Origin of the sequence: Staphylococcus sp. GDX8P114P-2 (assembly GCF_017892945.1) — a bacterium.
Classification (GTDB): domain Bacteria; phylum Bacillota; class Bacilli; order Staphylococcales; family Staphylococcaceae; genus Staphylococcus; species Staphylococcus arlettae.
The window spans coordinates 1-16,248 of the sequence record NZ_JAESMB010000001.1; the positions used below are offsets into that span (position 1 = coordinate 1).

Here is a 16,248-nt window from a genome sequence, read left to right on the forward strand (position 1 = left end):
TGTTTTAAATTGTTCTGCTACTTTATATGCACTATAATGTGGCAACATAACACCGCCACTACCTATATTAATTGATGTTGTATTTTCTAACAGTGACATCATAATGCATAGTTATTTCCTCCACTTTTAATTGAATAAAGTCATAATAAGCGATAAAAGCAAAAATGTCAAATACCCCATATGGTATTTGACATAATATAAATGATTAGTTAATATACCCATATAGGTATTTATTAGGAGGTTACTATGAAACAATATAACGAAAAGCATATCAATAATTTCAGTAAACAAGAATTAGAAAAATTAGGCGCACAAGGTCAACTGATTGACGTTAGAACACAAGAAGAATTTGAGCTTGCACACATAAATGGTGCGACATTACATCCTGTAGATAAGATTGAATCGTTCAATAAAGATAAAAACACAACCTACTTTGTACACTGTAAAAGTGGTACCAGAAGTGCTAAAGCGAGCGAATATCTAGCTGAACAAGGCTACGACATTGTTAATTTAGACGGTGGCTATAAAGCGTATGAAGCAAAAAACGACGATGATAATACATTCGAAGAAAATACTAATGTAGCAATTAAAGCAGAGCGTAAACAATTTAACTATAGTGGTCTTCAATGTCCAGGTCCAATTGTAAACATCAGTAAAGAAGTGAAAAATATTGAAGTAGGCGAGCAAATAGAGGTTACAGTCACAGATTCTGGATTCCTTAGTGACATTAAAAGCTGGGTCAAACAAACAGGACATACGTTAGTTAAACTGGATGAAGGTAATAATGGAATTAATGCCATTATTCAAAAAGAAAAACCAAAAGACTTGGAAGTGAACCATACTGCCAAAGGTACTACAATTGTGCTATTTAGTGGTGAGTTAGATAAAGCAGTGGCAGCAATGATTATTGCGAATGGTGCTAAAGCTGCAGGAAGAGATGTAACCATCTTCTTTACTTTCTGGGGACTTAACGCGTTGAAAAAAGCGCAAACAGTTAACGTTAAAAAGAAAGGTATCGCAAAAATGTTTGATTTTATGTTGCCAAAAACACCTTTGAAAATGCCACTCTCTAAAATGAATATGTTCGGTTTAGGTAATATCATGATGCGCTACGTAATGAAAAAGAAAAACGTTGATTCATTACCATCACTCATTAATCAAGCGATAGCTCAAGATATTAAATTAATCGCATGTACCATGAGCATGGATGTCATGGGTATTACAAAAGAAGAATTAAGAGATGAAGTTGAGTACGGCGGTGTAGGCACTTATATAGGTGATACTGAAAACGCGAGTCATAATTTATTTATTTAATTAAATCTATCAAAATAAGGAGTTCTTTATATGTTTTTCAAACAATTTTACGATAATCATTTATCTCAAGCATCTTATTTAGTTGGCTGTCAACGTACGGGAGAGGCAATAGTAATTGATCCTGTACGTGACTTAACAAAATATTTGGAAGTTGCAGATAGTGAAGGTTTTACAATTACACAAGCTGCAGAAACCCATATTCACGCTGATTTTGCTTCAGGCATTAGAGATGTGGCAGAACAATTAAATGCAAACGTATATGTATCTGGAGAAGGTGACGATGAATTAAGTTATCGTAATATGCCAGAACAAACACATTTTGTTAAACATCAAGATATTATTCATGTAGGTAACATTAAATTAGAAGTATTGCATACACCTGGTCATACCCCTGAGAGTATTAGTTTCTTACTCACTGATGAAGGGGGCGGCTCAAGTGTTCCAATGGGCTTGTTTAGTGGCGATTTTGTTTTTGTAGGTGATATTGGGAGACCGGATTTACTAGAAAAGTCAGTTCAAATGGAAGGCTCTACAGAAGTTAGTGCGAAACAAATGTATCAATCTATAGAAAGTATTAAAGATTTACCAGATTATCTTCAAATTTGGCCAGGGCACGGTGCTGGAAGTCCTTGTGGTAAGGCATTAGGTGCGGTACCAATGTCTACGCTAGGTTATGAAAAAATAAATAACTGGGCGTTTAATGAAACTGATGAAAGCAAGTTCATTGAAACGTTAACATCAAATCAACCAGCACCACCCCATCACTTTGCACAGATGAAAAAAATTAATCAGTTTGGTATGAACATGTATCAACCATACGACGTTTTTCCTAGTTTAGATAATGCAAGAAGAGCTTTTGATCTTCGTAGTAAAGAAGCCTTTCATGGTGGTCATACTGAAGGTACAATCAATATTCCCTACAACCAAAACTTCATTAACCAAATCGGTTGGTATTTAGACTATGAAAATAGTATAGATTTAATTGGTGATAAATCTACCGTTGAGCAAGCAACACATACTTTACAATTAATTGGCTTTGATAATGTAGCAGGTTATCGTTTACCAAAATCAGAAATTTTAACCCAATCCATCCATAGCGTTGATATGACTGGTAAAGAAGAATATATACTTGACGTACGTAATGAAGAAGAGTGGAATAATGGGCACTTAGATCAAGCAGTCAATATTCCGCACGGTAAATTATTAAATGAAAATATTCCATTTAATAAAGAGGATAAAATATACGTACATTGTCAGTCAGGTGTTAGAAGTTCAATCGCCGTGGGTATCTTAGAAAACAAAGGATTTGAAAATGTCGTAAATATTAGAGAAGGCTATCAAGATTTTCCAGAATCATTAAAATAATTTAAGAGTGTACAGAAAACAACCATTTTCTGTACACTCTCTTTTTATAGCTGAATAAGTAAGTATTTCATATATTTGAGTGTTCAAAAACTCAACAAAAAATCTATGTTCATAAAAGACCTCGGAATTAAGTTATGGTACACTAGATATGTATATAGGAGGTTTGTATTTTGAAAATAGGTTATGCAAGAGTTTCAACTGGATTACAAAATTTGAATTTACAGGAGGATCGATTAAATGCATATGGTTGCGAAAAGATATTTAACGACCATATAAGTGGTTCAAAAAGTAAGCGACCTGGTTTAGATAAAGCAATTGAATTTGCGAGATCAGGAGACACGATTGTTGTTTGGAGACTAGATAGACTAGGACGTAACATGGAGGATTTAATCACATTAGTTAATGGACTTAACGAACAAGGGGTGAGTTTTCATAGTTTAGAAGAAAATATAACTATGGATAAATCAAGTTCTACAGGACAATTATTATTTCATTTATTCGCAGCATTTGCAGAATTTGAACGAAATTTAATTTTAGAACGTTCTTCAGCTGGCCGAATTGCAGCACGTGCTAGAGGTCGCTATGGAGGTAGACCAGAAAAGTTAAACCCAAAAGATTTAAATTTACTTAAAACACTTTATGATAATGGCACACCAATCAAAACAATTGCGGAGCAGTGGCAAGTTTCACGTACAACAATTTATCGTTACCTCAATAAATTGGAGGATAAGGAAGATGAAAAACAAGGAGAAGTATCTAACTAATTTTTCTGAAGCCAAGCGTAAAGAAGCTACTCAAAAGTACAATATTATAAAACCTTTTATCCTAGGCGAACAATCTTTATCAGTCATTTCAAAAAGTAAAGGTATTGCATTAAGTACCCTTTATAGGTGGAATAAGTTATATAAAGAACATGGGCTTAAAGGGTTAATTTATACGACAAGAGCCGATAAAGGAACACATAAAATAGAGCCAAATATAATTGACAAAATTGAACGCCTTGCACTTAAGAATAAAAGAAATAGTATTGCTACAATTCATAGGAAAATTGCTAATTATTGTATAGAGAATAAATTTGATAAACCCAGCTATAAACAAGTTTATAGTGTTATTAAAACAATGCCTAAGTCTGTTATTGATTTCTCTCACAAAGGTGAAAAATATTATCAAAATAAGTACGATTTAATACAAATAAGAGAATCCTCAAGCCCCAATGAAATATGGCAAGCCGACCATACTTTGCTAGATATTTATATATTAGATCAAAAAGGTAACATCAATAGACCATGGTTAACCATTATTATGGATGACTATAGTCGTGCCATTGCAGGCTACTTTATAAGTTTTGATGCTCCTAATGCTCAAAATACAGCATTAACACTACACCAAGCAATATGGAATAAGAATAATACCAATTGGCCAGTATGTGGTATACCCGAAAAATTCTACACAGATCACGGGAGTGACTTTACCTCGCATCACATGGAACAAGTCGCTATTGATTTGAAAATTAACTTGATGTTTTCAAAAGTTGGTGTCCCTCGTGGTCGCGGGAAAATAGAACGGTTTTTTCAGACAGTTAACCAAACTTTCTTAGAACAACTTCCTGGATATATAAACAATAATGATACTCCTAGCGATTTAATAGATTTTCAAAATTTCGAAGAAAAATTACGATACTTTTTAATTGAAGATTATAATCAAAAAGAGCACAGTGCTATCCAGAGCACTCCTATCAATCGGTGGAACAGTAATCACTTTTTCCCTAATATGCCAAGCAGTTTAGAACAACTTGATTTATTATTATTAGAAATACCTAAATCTAGAAAAATTCATTCAGATGGCATTCATTTTCAAGGCTTTAGATACAGTAATACAAACCTAGCTGCTTATGTAGGTGAGTATGTATTAATTCGTTACAATCCCAATGATATGGCTGAAATACGCGTTTTTTATAGAGATGAATTTCTTTGTACAGCAATATCCCCTGATTTAGCTGATTATTCAATTGATATAAAAGATATACAACACGCACGTAATCAGAGAAGAAAACACTTAAAACAAAACATTGCTAGTCCAAGCACCACTGATTTAATTAAGGAAGAAAAAAATTATGGTTATTCACCTCAAGAAACGACTAAAAACGTCAAAAAATTAAAGAGGTATCGTAATGACTAAAAATCAGAATTTCATTGAAACGAAAGAGTATAAACGATTTGCTGAATTTTGCGACGCTTGTATTAAATATCAATATATTGGTATTTGTTATGGTCAGCCTGGTGTCGGAAAAATTTTATCTTCAAGATATTATACAAATTGGGATACTATTGAAAAACAAGTTAATCATAGAGGCTGGGAAGATTTAGCTAGTAAAACGACAGATGATATTTTATCAGTAGATAAGATATTCTATACTGCTCCTGCTGAAAAACAAACAAGATTAAGCAATGATTTATATAGCATTAGTGCAAGTATTGATTTAGGTCAAAAATTACATGTCGTAAATAAGTACGGCCATGATCATAGTAAACATTATAGTGAGACATTTAAATGTATTAACCTAATCATAATAGATGAAATTGATAGGCTTAAAGTACAACATTTAGAACAATTAAGAGCTATCTATGATGAACGTAATTTAGCAATGATATTTATTGGTATGCCAGGTATAGAGAAAAAGTTATCTCGTTATCCCCAACTATATTCGCGTATAGGTTTTGCACATGAATTTGATAATCTAAGTAAAGATGAGACACATCACATATTAGAATATAAATGGCAAGATTTAGGATTTGATTTAAAACTGGAAGATTTTACAGATTATGAGGCAATAACAACGATTATTAAGATTACAAAAGGGAACTTTAGGCTGATTCATCGCTTATTTGCGCAAATAGACAGAATTATGGATATAAATGGTTTAGATAAAATAAGTACAGAAGTCGTAGAAACAGCTAGAGATAGTTTAGTTATTGGTATTCGTTAGTAGAAAAGCACCGTACTCTATTAAAGTGTACGGTGCTTTTTCCCATTTATTAGATAAAACCATTCTCATATAGCAAGTAAAGTGACACTTCTCTTAGAATACCCATTTGTATGGCGTCATAGAATTCCCCTTTAACTACTCTTCCTCTACGTATACGAGCCTCTTCTATCATTCCAGATTTACTTGCTACTTTCATCATTCTAATATTACCAGACCATGTTGAAATACCTATTCTATTAGCATTTGTTGCTTTGAAAAGGTAGTCAATCCATTCTTTGAACACTTGAAAGCCAAAGCCTTGTTCCCAATTATTATTTTTGTATATTACAATACCACATTCTAGCCATTTAGATTTCTTATCTTTCCAATATGATGTGACTACACCTAAGAAGTCATTTTCATACTTTATTGCTAAGGTAGATAACGTATTTTTATAAAGATATTTATTTTCTCTATATTTATTTTTGAATTCAATAAATTTAATTTTTTCTTCTTCGATGTATGGTCCATTCCATTCTTTAGCTTTTTGTAAAGGCTCTAAATATTTCCAATAATAATAAATTTTTAAATCATCTTCATTTAACTCTTCTAGAAGTACTTTCTTATTTGTATTTTTCAACTTTAATCTACTCCTACATTATTCATAATTTATTGATAGTATATACTCTTTCTTGAATTAATTAAACATACTAAATTCTATTAGCTTAAGTGCCTGAAATATTAGTTGATGAGAAATATTTGATTTTGAAACGATTAAAAGACTCCTTATTGAAATAAGGGGTCTTTTAACATGTTTTCTGATAAAAATGAGTTATACTGTTTCAGGTGGTTTTTAATAAAACTAATTTAATGTTAAATAATGTTAAAGTTTTTTCGAACAATATTTAGAAGCGTGGTAAATTATGTTTAGGGAGTGAATATATTGAAAAACAATGATAGGCCTAAATGGATGATGAATTTAGAAAAAGAAGATTTTGAATTTGTTAAAAATTTCGTTATTAATTCTGGATCACTAAAAGCACTAACTAAATATTATGAAGTGTCTTATCCAACTGTTCGAAATAGATTAAATAGCGTGATAGAACGAATAAAATCTGCAAAAGATAATGAAGAAAGTTCACTAGTTAATTATATAAGGAAGTTAGCTATCGAAGAAAAATTAGATTTAAATGACGCTAAACAATTATTAGAAATATATAATCATGAAAAGGAGAGTGAGTGAGCTTGAGTAACTTATTAACATTTTTTCCAGCAATCTTATATGCCTTATTATTTGCTATACAGTATTTTTTATCTAAGACAGGAAATAAGATAATAGGTAGTATTGTTCCTCTTTTATTTATAGTAGTATTAGTGGTTCTTTATATGACAGGTAAATTAGGATTAAATATTTGGGGAACTCTTATTTTTGGTGTAATAGGTTTATTATTCTTATTAGGTCAGTGGGATAGTGCTCAAAAAGATAATAAAAAGAAAAAACAAAGAGAATTAGATAAAATGATAGGCAAAGATTTAAAGTAAAAGTTCAGATAACTCTACCAACTTTAACCAAAGTGGTGGGGTTATTTTTGTATTCACTATCGAAATGATTTGTTATTGGGACATAATTTTGAATAGATTATTAGTAAGTTAATTACTTATATAGAAAAAGTTCAAATCACGGCTCTTTTTTCTTGCTTTTTATATTAAAATTTCAAGTTAATCATATACTATGCGATTCAGGACTCTGGACCTCTCCTCTGCATCGTCAATCAATTTATCAAGATAATCCCCTTATCGTGTTTAATTCTATAAATCGTCTGTCTTGTAATATTAACCTCTTTTGCGATCTTACTAATCGATTTGCTTTATTAGGTACAGTATTTCCTTAAAATTTCAAGTCTTCGAATAGAATTTGATAGATAAAAAAGGACCACAGGATCGATACGACGAAAGACAACGTAAAATATTCATTGAAATACTCGCGAAAAGTTTTATTTGGATTATCTATTGCATGTTATTTTCATTATTACTTAGATTTACTGGTTTAACACCTACCCTTAAAAATACTTGGTTTTCTCAATACCCTGAAGTATTCTTTATCATTGCTGTAATACTACTTGTGGCTTTTAATTACTATACTACAAATAAAAAATATACATCCAAAGGGTAAACTAATGAAAAATAAAATTAGAGAATATAGAAAGCAAAACGGTATTTCTCAAGAAGTATTAAGCAAAAAGTTAAATGTCTCTAGACAAACGATTAATGCAATAGAAAACAATAAATATGATCCCACATTAACGTTAGCATTTAAATTGGCAAAGCTATTTGATACAACCGTAGATGAACTATTTTCTTAATCGTTGCTTCATCAAAAAAAGAGTGCAAATATGCACTCTTTTTTGCATGGTTAGGGTGTTCTCTAATTACATTGATTATTCACTTATAGTGCTCCACACTTTTTGCGCTATTTTTTTATTATATGCTATTAATCCAACTTCTCTTGAATAATCTTCCAACTCTTTGCTTAATAGGCTCATATTTTCAACTCGCCCTATTAATGATTGAGGAACGATTGTTATGCCTTGTTCAGCCTTAACATTAGCCAATATAGATTCTAAATCACTTTTGTGTTCAATATTCATTTTAGTCTTAGAAAAATATTTTTGTATAAAAGCTAAAGTATCACATGGTGGATTAAGTATAAGTATCTGCTCGTTCATTAAATCACTAGCATATATATTATCAAATAGTCTTAAGCTACTAGTTTTTGGAAAAACCACCATATAGAACTTAAATTTATCAACACTTCAGACGTAATAAGAGATGGAAAGATAGTTAATGTCTATCATAATGTCATACCTTCTTATGAATTAACAACAACCCATCCAACAAGTTCAAGAATATCTTTAGAGGGCGAACGTACGAAGTCAAACATTAAATTTTATCAAGATATATACAAAATATTTCCTATAGCAACTAGAGCTGAAGATATTGCTTATTATTCATCATTAAAAAGAGAGAAAATCATGCAATTACATAACATATTGACTAAAGAAGGCGTGCTACAGACGCAATAAATATACGACTAAACTATGTATTTTTCACCGTTACTATAACTAAAGACTTCACACCATATTAGGTTTCATTTATTAAGACACTAATTAAATTCCGTTGTAAAAAGTTTGTTTTTATACAATAACTTTTATAGTAACAATTGCAAATAAAAATATATTTCGTTAGCATTTTGATTATAATTTATGCGAAATCACAGGGAGATAATAATGAAATTAGTTCAAGTATATCACTACGATGCATTTAGTAACGAGCCTAACAAAGGAAATCCAGCTGGTATTGTACTAGATGCCAATAATTTAACAGATGCACAACTGCAAAACATTGCATCACGTGTTGGTTTTAATGAAACTGCTTTTATTTGCAAATCTGCGAAAGCAGACTTTAAAATACGCTATTTCACACCTGGTCATGAAATGGATCTTTGTGGTCATGCGACTATTGCAACTATTTATGCTTTAACAACAAAAGGATTAATTGCAAATAAAACTGAGATTACAATCGATACAAATATTGGTGTATTACCTATTAGTATAAGCAAGTCCCCTAGTGGAGAAGCATATATCACTATGCAACATGCACCACCTCAATTTGAAGCGTTTTTAGGCTCTAAAAAGGATTTAGCACAATCATTGGGCATAGCAGAAAACGATATAGATGATGAATTTCCTATTGTATATGGAAGTACTGGAGTGTGGACACTTCTCGTTCCAATAAAATATATTGATATATTTAAAAATATGAAACCTAACAATCAACTATTTCCTTCTATCTTACGGCAAAAACCTAAAGTATCCATACACCCATTTTGTTTTGAGACTTATAGTCCCAACACAGATATGCACGCAAGACACTTCTCTTCACCCTTTTCAGGAACTATAGAAGACCCTGTTACTGGTACAGCTTCTGGAGTAATGGGCGCATATTTCGCAAAATATATAGAACATTTTGATCGAGGCTCTCAAAAATTTGTTATTGAACAAGGTCAAGAAATTAATAAGGATGGAAAAGTCATTGTCGAAATCGCTACTAATGACAATAACTTTGACGTAAAAATAACTGGGAGCGCTGTTTATGTTAAAGATTTCACTTTAGATTTAGCAAATAATTAACAATTCATAAATTCATACGAAAATGCAGCACAATTATATACCATTTAATGTAAAAACACATTATTATTTTAAAAATTTACATTTTATCACTCTTTGTTTAAATTGCGAACCATTAATTTTCGATTATACTTTGTTTAAGTCTATATTACATAGTTGAACTAAATTCTCATTATGTTATCCTGTTTCACGTCTTTATAATATTTATTTTTAAGGGATGTGGAAATTATTAAAACAGAAAAACAGTTTTCTAGTGTTTTTGTTTATGCAAGTTCAATTGTAGGATTACTTGTTATTTTAGGTGCTATATTCCCTACAGCATTTGGTGAAATCACAGGGATTATTTCAACTTGGATAACAAAAACATTTGGTTGGTATTATATGTTACTTTACACTGTCATTTTAGGATTTGCAGTGTTCTTAATATTTAGCCCTATTGGCAAATTAACTTTAGGAAAACCTGGGGACAAACCAGAATTCCGCACAGTTTCTTGGTTAGCCATGCTCTTTAGTGCTGGTATGGGGATTGGCCTAGTTTTTTACGGCGCTTCAGAACCAATTGCACATTATTTAGCTCCACCTACGGCCTCTCCAGAAACGAAAGCTGCCATGACAGAAGCATTTAGATCTTCATTTTTAGATTATGGTTTTCATCCATGGGCAGTATATGGCATTGTTGCACTTGGTTTGGCTTATTCACAATTTAGAAAAGGTGAAAATGGATTAATTTCTAGAACTTTACGTCCTATACTAGGTAACAAAGTAGAAGGCCCTCTCGGCGTTACTGTTGATGTATTAGCCGTATTCGCCACTATTATCGGTGTCGCTGTATCATTAGGTATTGGTGCTATACAAATTAACGGTGGCTTAAATTACTTATTCGGTATTCCAAATAATAAAGGGATTCAAGGAATTATTATTTTAGTCGTTACCGTACTGTTCTTATACAGTGCATGGAGTGGGTTGAGCAAAGGAATCCAGTATCTTAGTAATTTAAATATGGTTTTAGCTGGGCTGTTGCTCCTTATTATGTTTATCGTTGGACCAACATTATTTATTTTAAATATGATGACTTCAGGTATCGGTGACTATTTAAATACATTGATTTATAACAGTCTAGATGTTGCTCCACTCAACAAACAAAAATCAGATTGGCTAGAAACATGGACGATTTACTATTGGGGTTGGTGGATGAGCTGGAGTCCTTTCGTAGGTATTTTCATTGCTCGTATTTCTAAAGGACGCACTATCCGAGAATTTTCAGCTGCAGTGTTAGGTGTTCCTGTATTAATAAGCTTTATCTGGTTCAGTACTTTTGGAGCTACAGGTATTAAAGCTGGTCAATCACATAATGCGATTTTTAAAATGCCTCCAGAAACGCAACTATTTGGCATTTTCAATGAAATTCCTTTTAGTATTGTCCTATCTATTATTGCATTAGCACTTATTGCATCATTCTTTATTACATCTGCGGACTCTGCTACATTCGTTTTAGGTATGCAAACATCATATGGCCGATTAAACCCTTCACCTTTCGTCAAAATTGTATGGGGCGTATCTCTATCAGCCATTGCTTACGTACTATTATTAGCTGGTGGTACTACGGGCCTCGATGCATTGCAATCAGCCGCTATTATTTCTGCCTTACCTTTTAGTTTTGTAGTTATTTTAATGATGATTGCCTTCTATAAAGATGCTAACCGAGAACGAAAATATCTTGGTATCGAATTACAAGCTAAACGACAATATCGTAAAGAGACTATAAATAAATAATTTTCAATTGATACAAAGCCTAGAACAAATTAATTTGTTCTAGGCTTTGTTCATTGCACTCTTAATACTCACTAGCGTGTTATTACATTAAATACAAGCATTTCCTCTATCTCTAATCAACCTTAACAAGACAATACTAGCTGTTCAGCATCCCCCATTGCTTTCACACTATTACATATTCTTTTAGAAAATAAAAATATTATTATCTATTGAATTTATAGAATATTCTGATAATATTTAATATAGTTTGCAAACGCTTTCAATAAAAAGGGGGGAGTTTTTTTGAAAAAATTATTATGTCTTATTCTAAGTACATTTTTAATCTTATCGTCTTGTAGTAATGAAAATGATAAAGATGCCCCGAAGGCTAAATTTCCAAATGAAACAGTGGAAATTGTCGCACCTGCATCTCCCGGTGGCGGCTGGGATACTACTGCAAGAGCTATTCAAAAAATTATGATTGACGAAAACCTAACCACACAAAATGTTAATGTAATTAACAAACCTGGTGGCGGTGGTGAAGTTGGTTGGCAATATTTAAAATCACGTAATCCTAATACTATTGCTATTAACTCAAGCTTATTATTATCTAATAATGAATTAGATTTAAGTGATTTAAGTACTGAAAGTTTCACACCTATTGCCATAATGGCAACTGAATGGATTAGTTTAACCGCTTCAAAACAATCCAATCTACAATCTGGTAAACAAGTGATGGATAAATTAAAAAAAGATCCTGAATCGTTAACAATTGGGGTAGCTCCAGGTTTAGGTAATAATGATCACTTAGCTTTTGTTCAAGCTGCTAAAGCATCTGGTGTAGATGTCGATAAATTAGACTTTCTAGTTTATAAAAGTGGAGGCGATTTACAAACAGCTTTACTCGGAGGACACGTTGACGTCGCTTCCACAGCAGTATCAGAAGTTAAAGAACAGCATCAAACAGGTAAACTTAAAATGCTTGCAGTGACATCGGATAAGCCAGTAAAAGGAATTGAAGATGTCCCTACTTGGAAAGAACAAGGATTAGATATCGTTTTCCCTCATTGGCGTGGAGTTATGGGACCGAAAAATATGAGTCCTGAACAACGACAATATTGGGATAAAACAATGAAAAAAGTTGTTAAATCTGACAATTGGCAAAAGATTCGTCGCAATAATGATTGGGATAATTTCTATAAAAATAGTGAAGAAAGCGAACTATTTTTAAAAGAACAACGTAAAAAATATAAAAACCTTGTAGAAGATTCCGGATTAAAATAAAGGAGGTATTTTATGGCTAGACTCATTTTTCCCATAATTTTATTGCTATTTGGCTTAGTTTACCTTATTTTCACGTTAAATCTACCTAAATCTAATATAGGTGATCCAAATAGTCCAATGTATTTCCCATTACTTATCGCCAGCTTACTCATTGTTATGAGTGCTATTTACTTTATTCAAGAATTACGTAAAAGAAGTGAAAATTTTACCGCTTTTGCACAATTACTAGAACGTGCAACGTTGCTAAGAATTATTTTCACGATTGTCTTCGCCCTAGTTTATGCACTGCTTTTTGAGCCACTTGGCTTTTTAATCTCAACGATTTTATTTTTAGGAGCTGTGTTATTTTTAATTAATGGCTTTAAGCATTGGTTTCAAAACATATTAGTGACCATTATATTTTCAGCAATTGCTTGGTACACATTTTCACAATTACTCGATGTTAGCTTACCTTAAAGGAGGACTAAAATATGGGGATAGATATGAATAGTTTTATGGAAGGCTTATCGACAGCCTTACACCCAATGAATATTTTATGGGTACTTATTGGAGGCTTTTTAGGCACTGTAGTAGGTATGTTACCTGGTTTAGGTCCAGCAACAGCAGTTGCGGTGTTGATACCTGTAACATTTGGTATGGAACCTGTAAGTGCCTTAATATTAATGATTTCCATTTACTATGGCGCCATGTATGGTGGCTCTCGTAGTTCCATTTTGCTTAATACACCTGGTGATGGTTCTGCTATAGCAGCCACATTTGATGGTTATCCAATGACTAAAAATGGAGAAGCTGGAAAAGCTTTAACTATTTCTGCCATAGCATCATTATTTGGCGGTATCGCTGCAGTATTTGGTTTTATTCTACTAGCAAAACCACTTTCGAATTTCGCTTTAGAGTTTGGTCCACGAGAATACTTTTTATTATTTTTGTTTACTCTGTCTGCCATCGTCACATTATCATTAGGTAAAATGGTCAAAGGTTTTATAGCTATGGCCATAGGTTTAATGATTAGTACGGTAGGTGTAGATTTACAAACAAGTATCTATCGATTTACTTTTGATATTCCACACTTAAGTGAAGGCATTGACTTTTTAGTAGTTATTATAGGCGTCTATGCTGTAGCCGAGGTATTGTATAACTACTTAAATTTACACGCTTTAAAGCCGCCAAAAGCAGATGTCGGCTCAATGAAATTATCTAAAAAAGACTGGAAACAAACACGTATGGCTATGTTGCGTCAAAGTCCAATTGGTTTTATCATCGGTGTCTTACCTGGTGCTGGTGGATCAATCGCAGCATTATTAAGCTATTCTACAGAAAAACAAATTTCTAAAAATGGCAAAAATTTCGGTAAAGGGCAAATTGAAGGAGTAGCAGCACCTGAAGCTTCCAATAATGCGGCTTCAGTAGGTGCATTGATTCCATTACTGACGATGGGTGTCCCTGGATCAGGAACAACTGCCGTTATTCTTGGGGCTGTTATCATGTTAGGTTTGCAGCCAGGCCCGCTATTGTTTGAAAATGAACCTGAAACAATCTGGACATTAGTTAACAGTATGTTTATCGGGAATATCTTTTTAGTTATTTTGAATATAGCACTCATCGGCTTATTACTAAAAATTTTACGGACACCACCCAAGATTTTATATCCAATCATTTTGGTACTCGCTTTTGTAGGTACATATACATTAGGTTATAGCGTAACTGATTTTTATATTTTAATTATTTTCGGTATTATTGGCTTAGTATTAAAGTTACTAGATTTCCCTATTGCTCCATTAATTTTATCAGCTATTGTCGGTTCAGATATGGAGCAAAACTTTCGTAAGAGTTTAATCGTTAGTAATAACAATGTTGGTGATATATTCTTAGGCTCACCTATTAGCGTAGTATTAACCTTAATGACTATTCTTGCTTTATTTTATCCACTCATTTTAAAAGGATTTAAAAAATTGAGAGCTAAATAGTTAATATAGAAACTAAAATTGTACAAGTTAAGGTATGAAGCAAATTACACTATAACCATTAATCTGGCTACTAAATAACTCATGATGATAAGCATGTGAGTACCCTACTTTTACTTTTATTTTAAAGTTCATTTGTCGGTACACTGCAAAATAGCCTCTTAGGTTATTCATTTTTATCAATATATTCATAAAATAAACAGCGCGCTAAATATTTTTAGCGCGCTGTTGCCTTTATTATTTTACCTTATCTTTATGCTCAATAGCTTCTAACATAACTTTAGTCATTTCAGTCAAATCATATTTTGGTTCGAAGCCCCACTCTGCTCTAGCACAACTCACATCTATATTATCTGGCCAACTGTCTGCAATGGTTTGTCTTGTGGGATCCACATCGTAAGCTAATTCAAAATTTGGATAAAATTCTTTAATCGCTGCTGCTACCATTTCCGGTTCGATACTCATTCCACTTAAATTATATGCATTACGATTAATTAGTTTTACACCATCAGCTTCCATTAACTTAATAATAGCATCGATGGCATCATCCATAAACATCATATCCATAAATGTATTTTCAGCTATAAAGCTCGTGTATTTTCCTTCTCTCACAGCTTCAAAATATATCTCAACTGCGTAGTCAGTCGTACCGCCACCTGGTTCTTTAACATGTGAAATTAACCCAGGAAAACGAACACTACGTGTATCAACACCAAATTTATCAAAGTAATACTGACAAAGTAATTCCCCTGCTACTTTATTGACACCATACATTGATGTCGGACGTTGAATAGTCACTTGCGGCGTGTTTACTTTTGGCGTTGATGGTCCAAATGCTCCTATAGAACTTGGAGTAAAGAATTTCAAATTATAAGTTCGTGCAGCTTCTAAAGCATTCATTAAACCACCCATATTTAAATCCCAAGCAAATAAAGGATTCTTCTCAGCTGTAGCTGATAATAAAGCTGCCATATGCATCATCGTATCTACTTTAAATGTCTCTACTAACTCGAACATACGATCACGATCTGTAACATCTAAAATTTCAAACGGCCCTTCCATAATAGGTGAATCTAACTCTGGTTTTCTAATATCTGTAGCTAATACATTTTCATTACCATATAATGCTCTACATTTCACTACTAATTCAGTACCTATTTGCCCTAGTGCACCAGTAATCATAATTTTTTTCATTTCTCTCTCTCCCTGTCTATTGTTAAAATGCAATGTATTTCTCATATGAACATTTAACTCATTTCAACTATTATTATAGTATAAAAAGCAGATTTTGTATACTGTGAGTGAACATAAATACTTGAATTAATTTATTTCAGCATCTTATTAAAAATGCATCAGTAGCAACAATCAGCCAATTTTGTGCAGTAAAAACAAAAATTCTAAATATTTTTACTATTTG

General features: G+C 32.5%; 16 protein-coding genes and 3 pseudogenes. 14 read left to right on the plus strand and 5 right to left on the minus strand.

Features of this window, described 5'->3' with window-relative positions:
- Positions 1–105 (minus strand): annotated as a pseudogene (locus tag KA845_RS12975) (LLM class flavin-dependent oxidoreductase); the annotation flags it as partial.
- Positions 106–246: 141 nt separating this feature from the next.
- On the opposite strand from KA845_RS12975, the gene cstA reads away from it, so the two are divergent.
- The 5 genes from cstA to KA845_RS00025 all read left to right on the plus strand — a co-directional run bounded on the left by cstA (position 247) and on the right by KA845_RS00025 (position 5,665).
- Positions 247–1,314: a persulfide response sulfurtransferase CstA gene (gene cstA, locus KA845_RS00005; RefSeq protein ID WP_103388417.1), complete on the plus strand. Its 1,068-nt coding sequence runs from the start codon at positions 247–249 to the stop codon at positions 1,312–1,314.
- Positions 1,315–1,344: 30 nt separating this feature from the next.
- The gene (cstB, locus tag KA845_RS00010; protein ID WP_210127729.1) at positions 1,345–2,679 is read left to right on the plus strand and encodes a persulfide dioxygenase-sulfurtransferase CstB; all 1,335 of its coding nucleotides are present in this window, start codon (positions 1,345–1,347) and stop codon (positions 2,677–2,679) included.
- A gap of 170 nt (positions 2,680–2,849) precedes the next feature.
- The gene (locus tag KA845_RS00015; protein WP_103388419.1) at positions 2,850–3,443 is read left to right on the plus strand and encodes a recombinase family protein; all 594 of its coding nucleotides are present in this window, start codon (positions 2,850–2,852) and stop codon (positions 3,441–3,443) included.
- The gene (locus tag KA845_RS00020) at positions 3,415–4,857 is read left to right on the plus strand and encodes a Mu transposase C-terminal domain-containing protein (protein WP_103388420.1); all 1,443 of its coding nucleotides are present in this window, start codon (positions 3,415–3,417) and stop codon (positions 4,855–4,857) included. The genes KA845_RS00015 and KA845_RS00020 overlap by 29 nt, the downstream gene beginning before the upstream one ends.
- On the plus strand, positions 4,850–5,665 hold the full coding sequence (locus tag KA845_RS00025; RefSeq protein WP_103388421.1) for an AAA family ATPase: 816 nt from the start codon (positions 4,850–4,852) through the stop codon (positions 5,663–5,665). Before KA845_RS00020 ends, KA845_RS00025 begins: the two co-directional genes overlap by 8 nt.
- Positions 5,666–5,714: 49 nt before the next feature.
- Here the strand turns inward: KA845_RS00025 and KA845_RS00030 are convergent, their stop codons facing one another.
- Entirely contained in the window at positions 5,715–6,284 is a 570-nt protein-coding gene (locus KA845_RS00030) for a GNAT family N-acetyltransferase (protein WP_210127730.1), read from the minus strand.
- Between the two features lie 294 nt (positions 6,285–6,578).
- On the opposite strand from KA845_RS00030, the gene KA845_RS00035 reads away from it, so the two are divergent.
- Both KA845_RS00035 and KA845_RS00040 read left to right on the plus strand, forming a co-directional pair.
- On the plus strand, positions 6,579–6,887 hold the full coding sequence (locus KA845_RS00035; RefSeq protein ID WP_232190796.1) for a DUF2089 family protein: 309 nt from the start codon (positions 6,579–6,581) through the stop codon (positions 6,885–6,887).
- Between the two features lie 2 nt (positions 6,888–6,889).
- Positions 6,890–7,186 (plus strand): hypothetical protein, encoded by a 297-nt coding sequence (locus tag KA845_RS00040; protein WP_021459884.1) that lies wholly within the window; start codon positions 6,890–6,892, stop codon positions 7,184–7,186.
- A gap of 230 nt (positions 7,187–7,416) precedes the next feature.
- Here the strand turns inward: KA845_RS00040 and KA845_RS00045 are convergent.
- Positions 7,417–7,509: pseudogene (locus tag KA845_RS00045) on the minus strand (helix-turn-helix domain-containing protein); the annotation flags it as partial.
- A gap of 53 nt (positions 7,510–7,562) precedes the next feature.
- Here KA845_RS00045 and KA845_RS13105 point away from each other — a divergent pair.
- Both KA845_RS13105 and KA845_RS00050 read left to right on the plus strand, forming a co-directional pair.
- Positions 7,563–7,817 (plus strand): annotated as a pseudogene (locus tag KA845_RS13105) (hypothetical protein); the annotation flags it as partial.
- Positions 7,818–7,821: 4 nt separating this feature from the next.
- On the plus strand, positions 7,822–8,007 hold the full coding sequence (locus KA845_RS00050) for a helix-turn-helix transcriptional regulator (protein WP_021459883.1): 186 nt from the start codon (positions 7,822–7,824) through the stop codon (positions 8,005–8,007).
- 75 nt (positions 8,008–8,082) lie between these two features.
- Here KA845_RS00050 and KA845_RS00055 read toward each other — a convergent pair whose 3' ends face one another.
- Positions 8,083–8,433 (minus strand): LysR family transcriptional regulator substrate-binding protein, encoded by a 351-nt coding sequence (locus KA845_RS00055; protein ID WP_021459882.1) that lies wholly within the window; start codon positions 8,431–8,433, stop codon positions 8,083–8,085.
- A gap of 498 nt (positions 8,434–8,931) precedes the next feature.
- Between KA845_RS00055 and KA845_RS00060 the strand changes: the two genes are divergently transcribed.
- The 5 genes from KA845_RS00060 (at position 8,932) to KA845_RS00080 (ending at position 14,834) form a co-directional block, all read left to right on the plus strand.
- Positions 8,932–9,834: a PhzF family phenazine biosynthesis isomerase gene (locus KA845_RS00060; protein ID WP_167868119.1), complete on the plus strand. Its 903-nt coding sequence runs from the start codon at positions 8,932–8,934 to the stop codon at positions 9,832–9,834.
- 222 nt (positions 9,835–10,056) lie between these two features.
- Positions 10,057–11,604 (plus strand): BCCT family transporter, encoded by a 1,548-nt coding sequence (locus KA845_RS00065; protein WP_103388476.1) that lies wholly within the window; start codon positions 10,057–10,059, stop codon positions 11,602–11,604.
- A gap of 282 nt (positions 11,605–11,886) precedes the next feature.
- Complete coding sequence (locus KA845_RS00070; protein ID WP_103388433.1) at positions 11,887–12,867, plus strand: tripartite tricarboxylate transporter substrate binding protein; 981 nt, start codon at positions 11,887–11,889, stop codon at positions 12,865–12,867.
- A 12-nt stretch (positions 12,868–12,879) separates the two neighbouring features.
- Complete coding sequence (locus tag KA845_RS00075; protein ID WP_103388434.1) at positions 12,880–13,323, plus strand: tripartite tricarboxylate transporter TctB family protein; 444 nt, start codon at positions 12,880–12,882, stop codon at positions 13,321–13,323.
- Between the two features lie 14 nt (positions 13,324–13,337).
- On the plus strand, positions 13,338–14,834 hold the full coding sequence (locus tag KA845_RS00080; RefSeq protein ID WP_172606427.1) for a tripartite tricarboxylate transporter permease: 1,497 nt from the start codon (positions 13,338–13,340) through the stop codon (positions 14,832–14,834).
- Positions 14,835–15,068: 234 nt separating this feature from the next.
- Here the strand turns inward: KA845_RS00080 and KA845_RS00085 are convergent, their stop codons facing one another.
- Entirely contained in the window at positions 15,069–16,025 is a 957-nt protein-coding gene (locus KA845_RS00085) for an L-threonine 3-dehydrogenase (protein ID WP_103388435.1), read from the minus strand.
- Between the last annotated feature and the right edge of the window lie 223 nt (positions 16,026–16,248).

Coding starts and splice junctions, on each gene's coding strand:
- KA845_RS00080 (WP_172606427.1), top strand. CDS start 13,338: ATGGGGATAGATATGAATAGTTTTATGGAAGGCTTATCGACAGCCTTA.
- KA845_RS00075 (WP_103388434.1), top strand. CDS start 12,880: ATGGCTAGACTCATTTTTCCCATAATTTTATTGCTATTTGGCTTAGTT.
- KA845_RS00020 (WP_103388420.1), top strand. CDS start 3,415: ATGAAAAACAAGGAGAAGTATCTAACTAATTTTTCTGAAGCCAAGCGT.
- cstB (WP_210127729.1), top strand. CDS start 1,345: ATGTTTTTCAAACAATTTTACGATAATCATTTATCTCAAGCATCTTAT.
- cstA (WP_103388417.1), top strand. CDS start 247: ATGAAACAATATAACGAAAAGCATATCAATAATTTCAGTAAACAAGAA.
- KA845_RS00055 (WP_021459882.1), bottom strand. CDS start 8,433: ATGGTGGTTTTTCCAAAAACTAGTAGCTTAAGACTATTTGATAATATA.
- KA845_RS00050 (WP_021459883.1), top strand. CDS start 7,822: ATGAAAAATAAAATTAGAGAATATAGAAAGCAAAACGGTATTTCTCAA.
- KA845_RS00060 (WP_167868119.1), top strand. CDS start 8,932: ATGAAATTAGTTCAAGTATATCACTACGATGCATTTAGTAACGAGCCT.
- KA845_RS00085 (WP_103388435.1), bottom strand. CDS start 16,025: ATGAAAAAAATTATGATTACTGGTGCACTAGGGCAAATAGGTACTGAA.
- KA845_RS00025 (WP_103388421.1), top strand. CDS start 4,850: ATGACTAAAAATCAGAATTTCATTGAAACGAAAGAGTATAAACGATTT.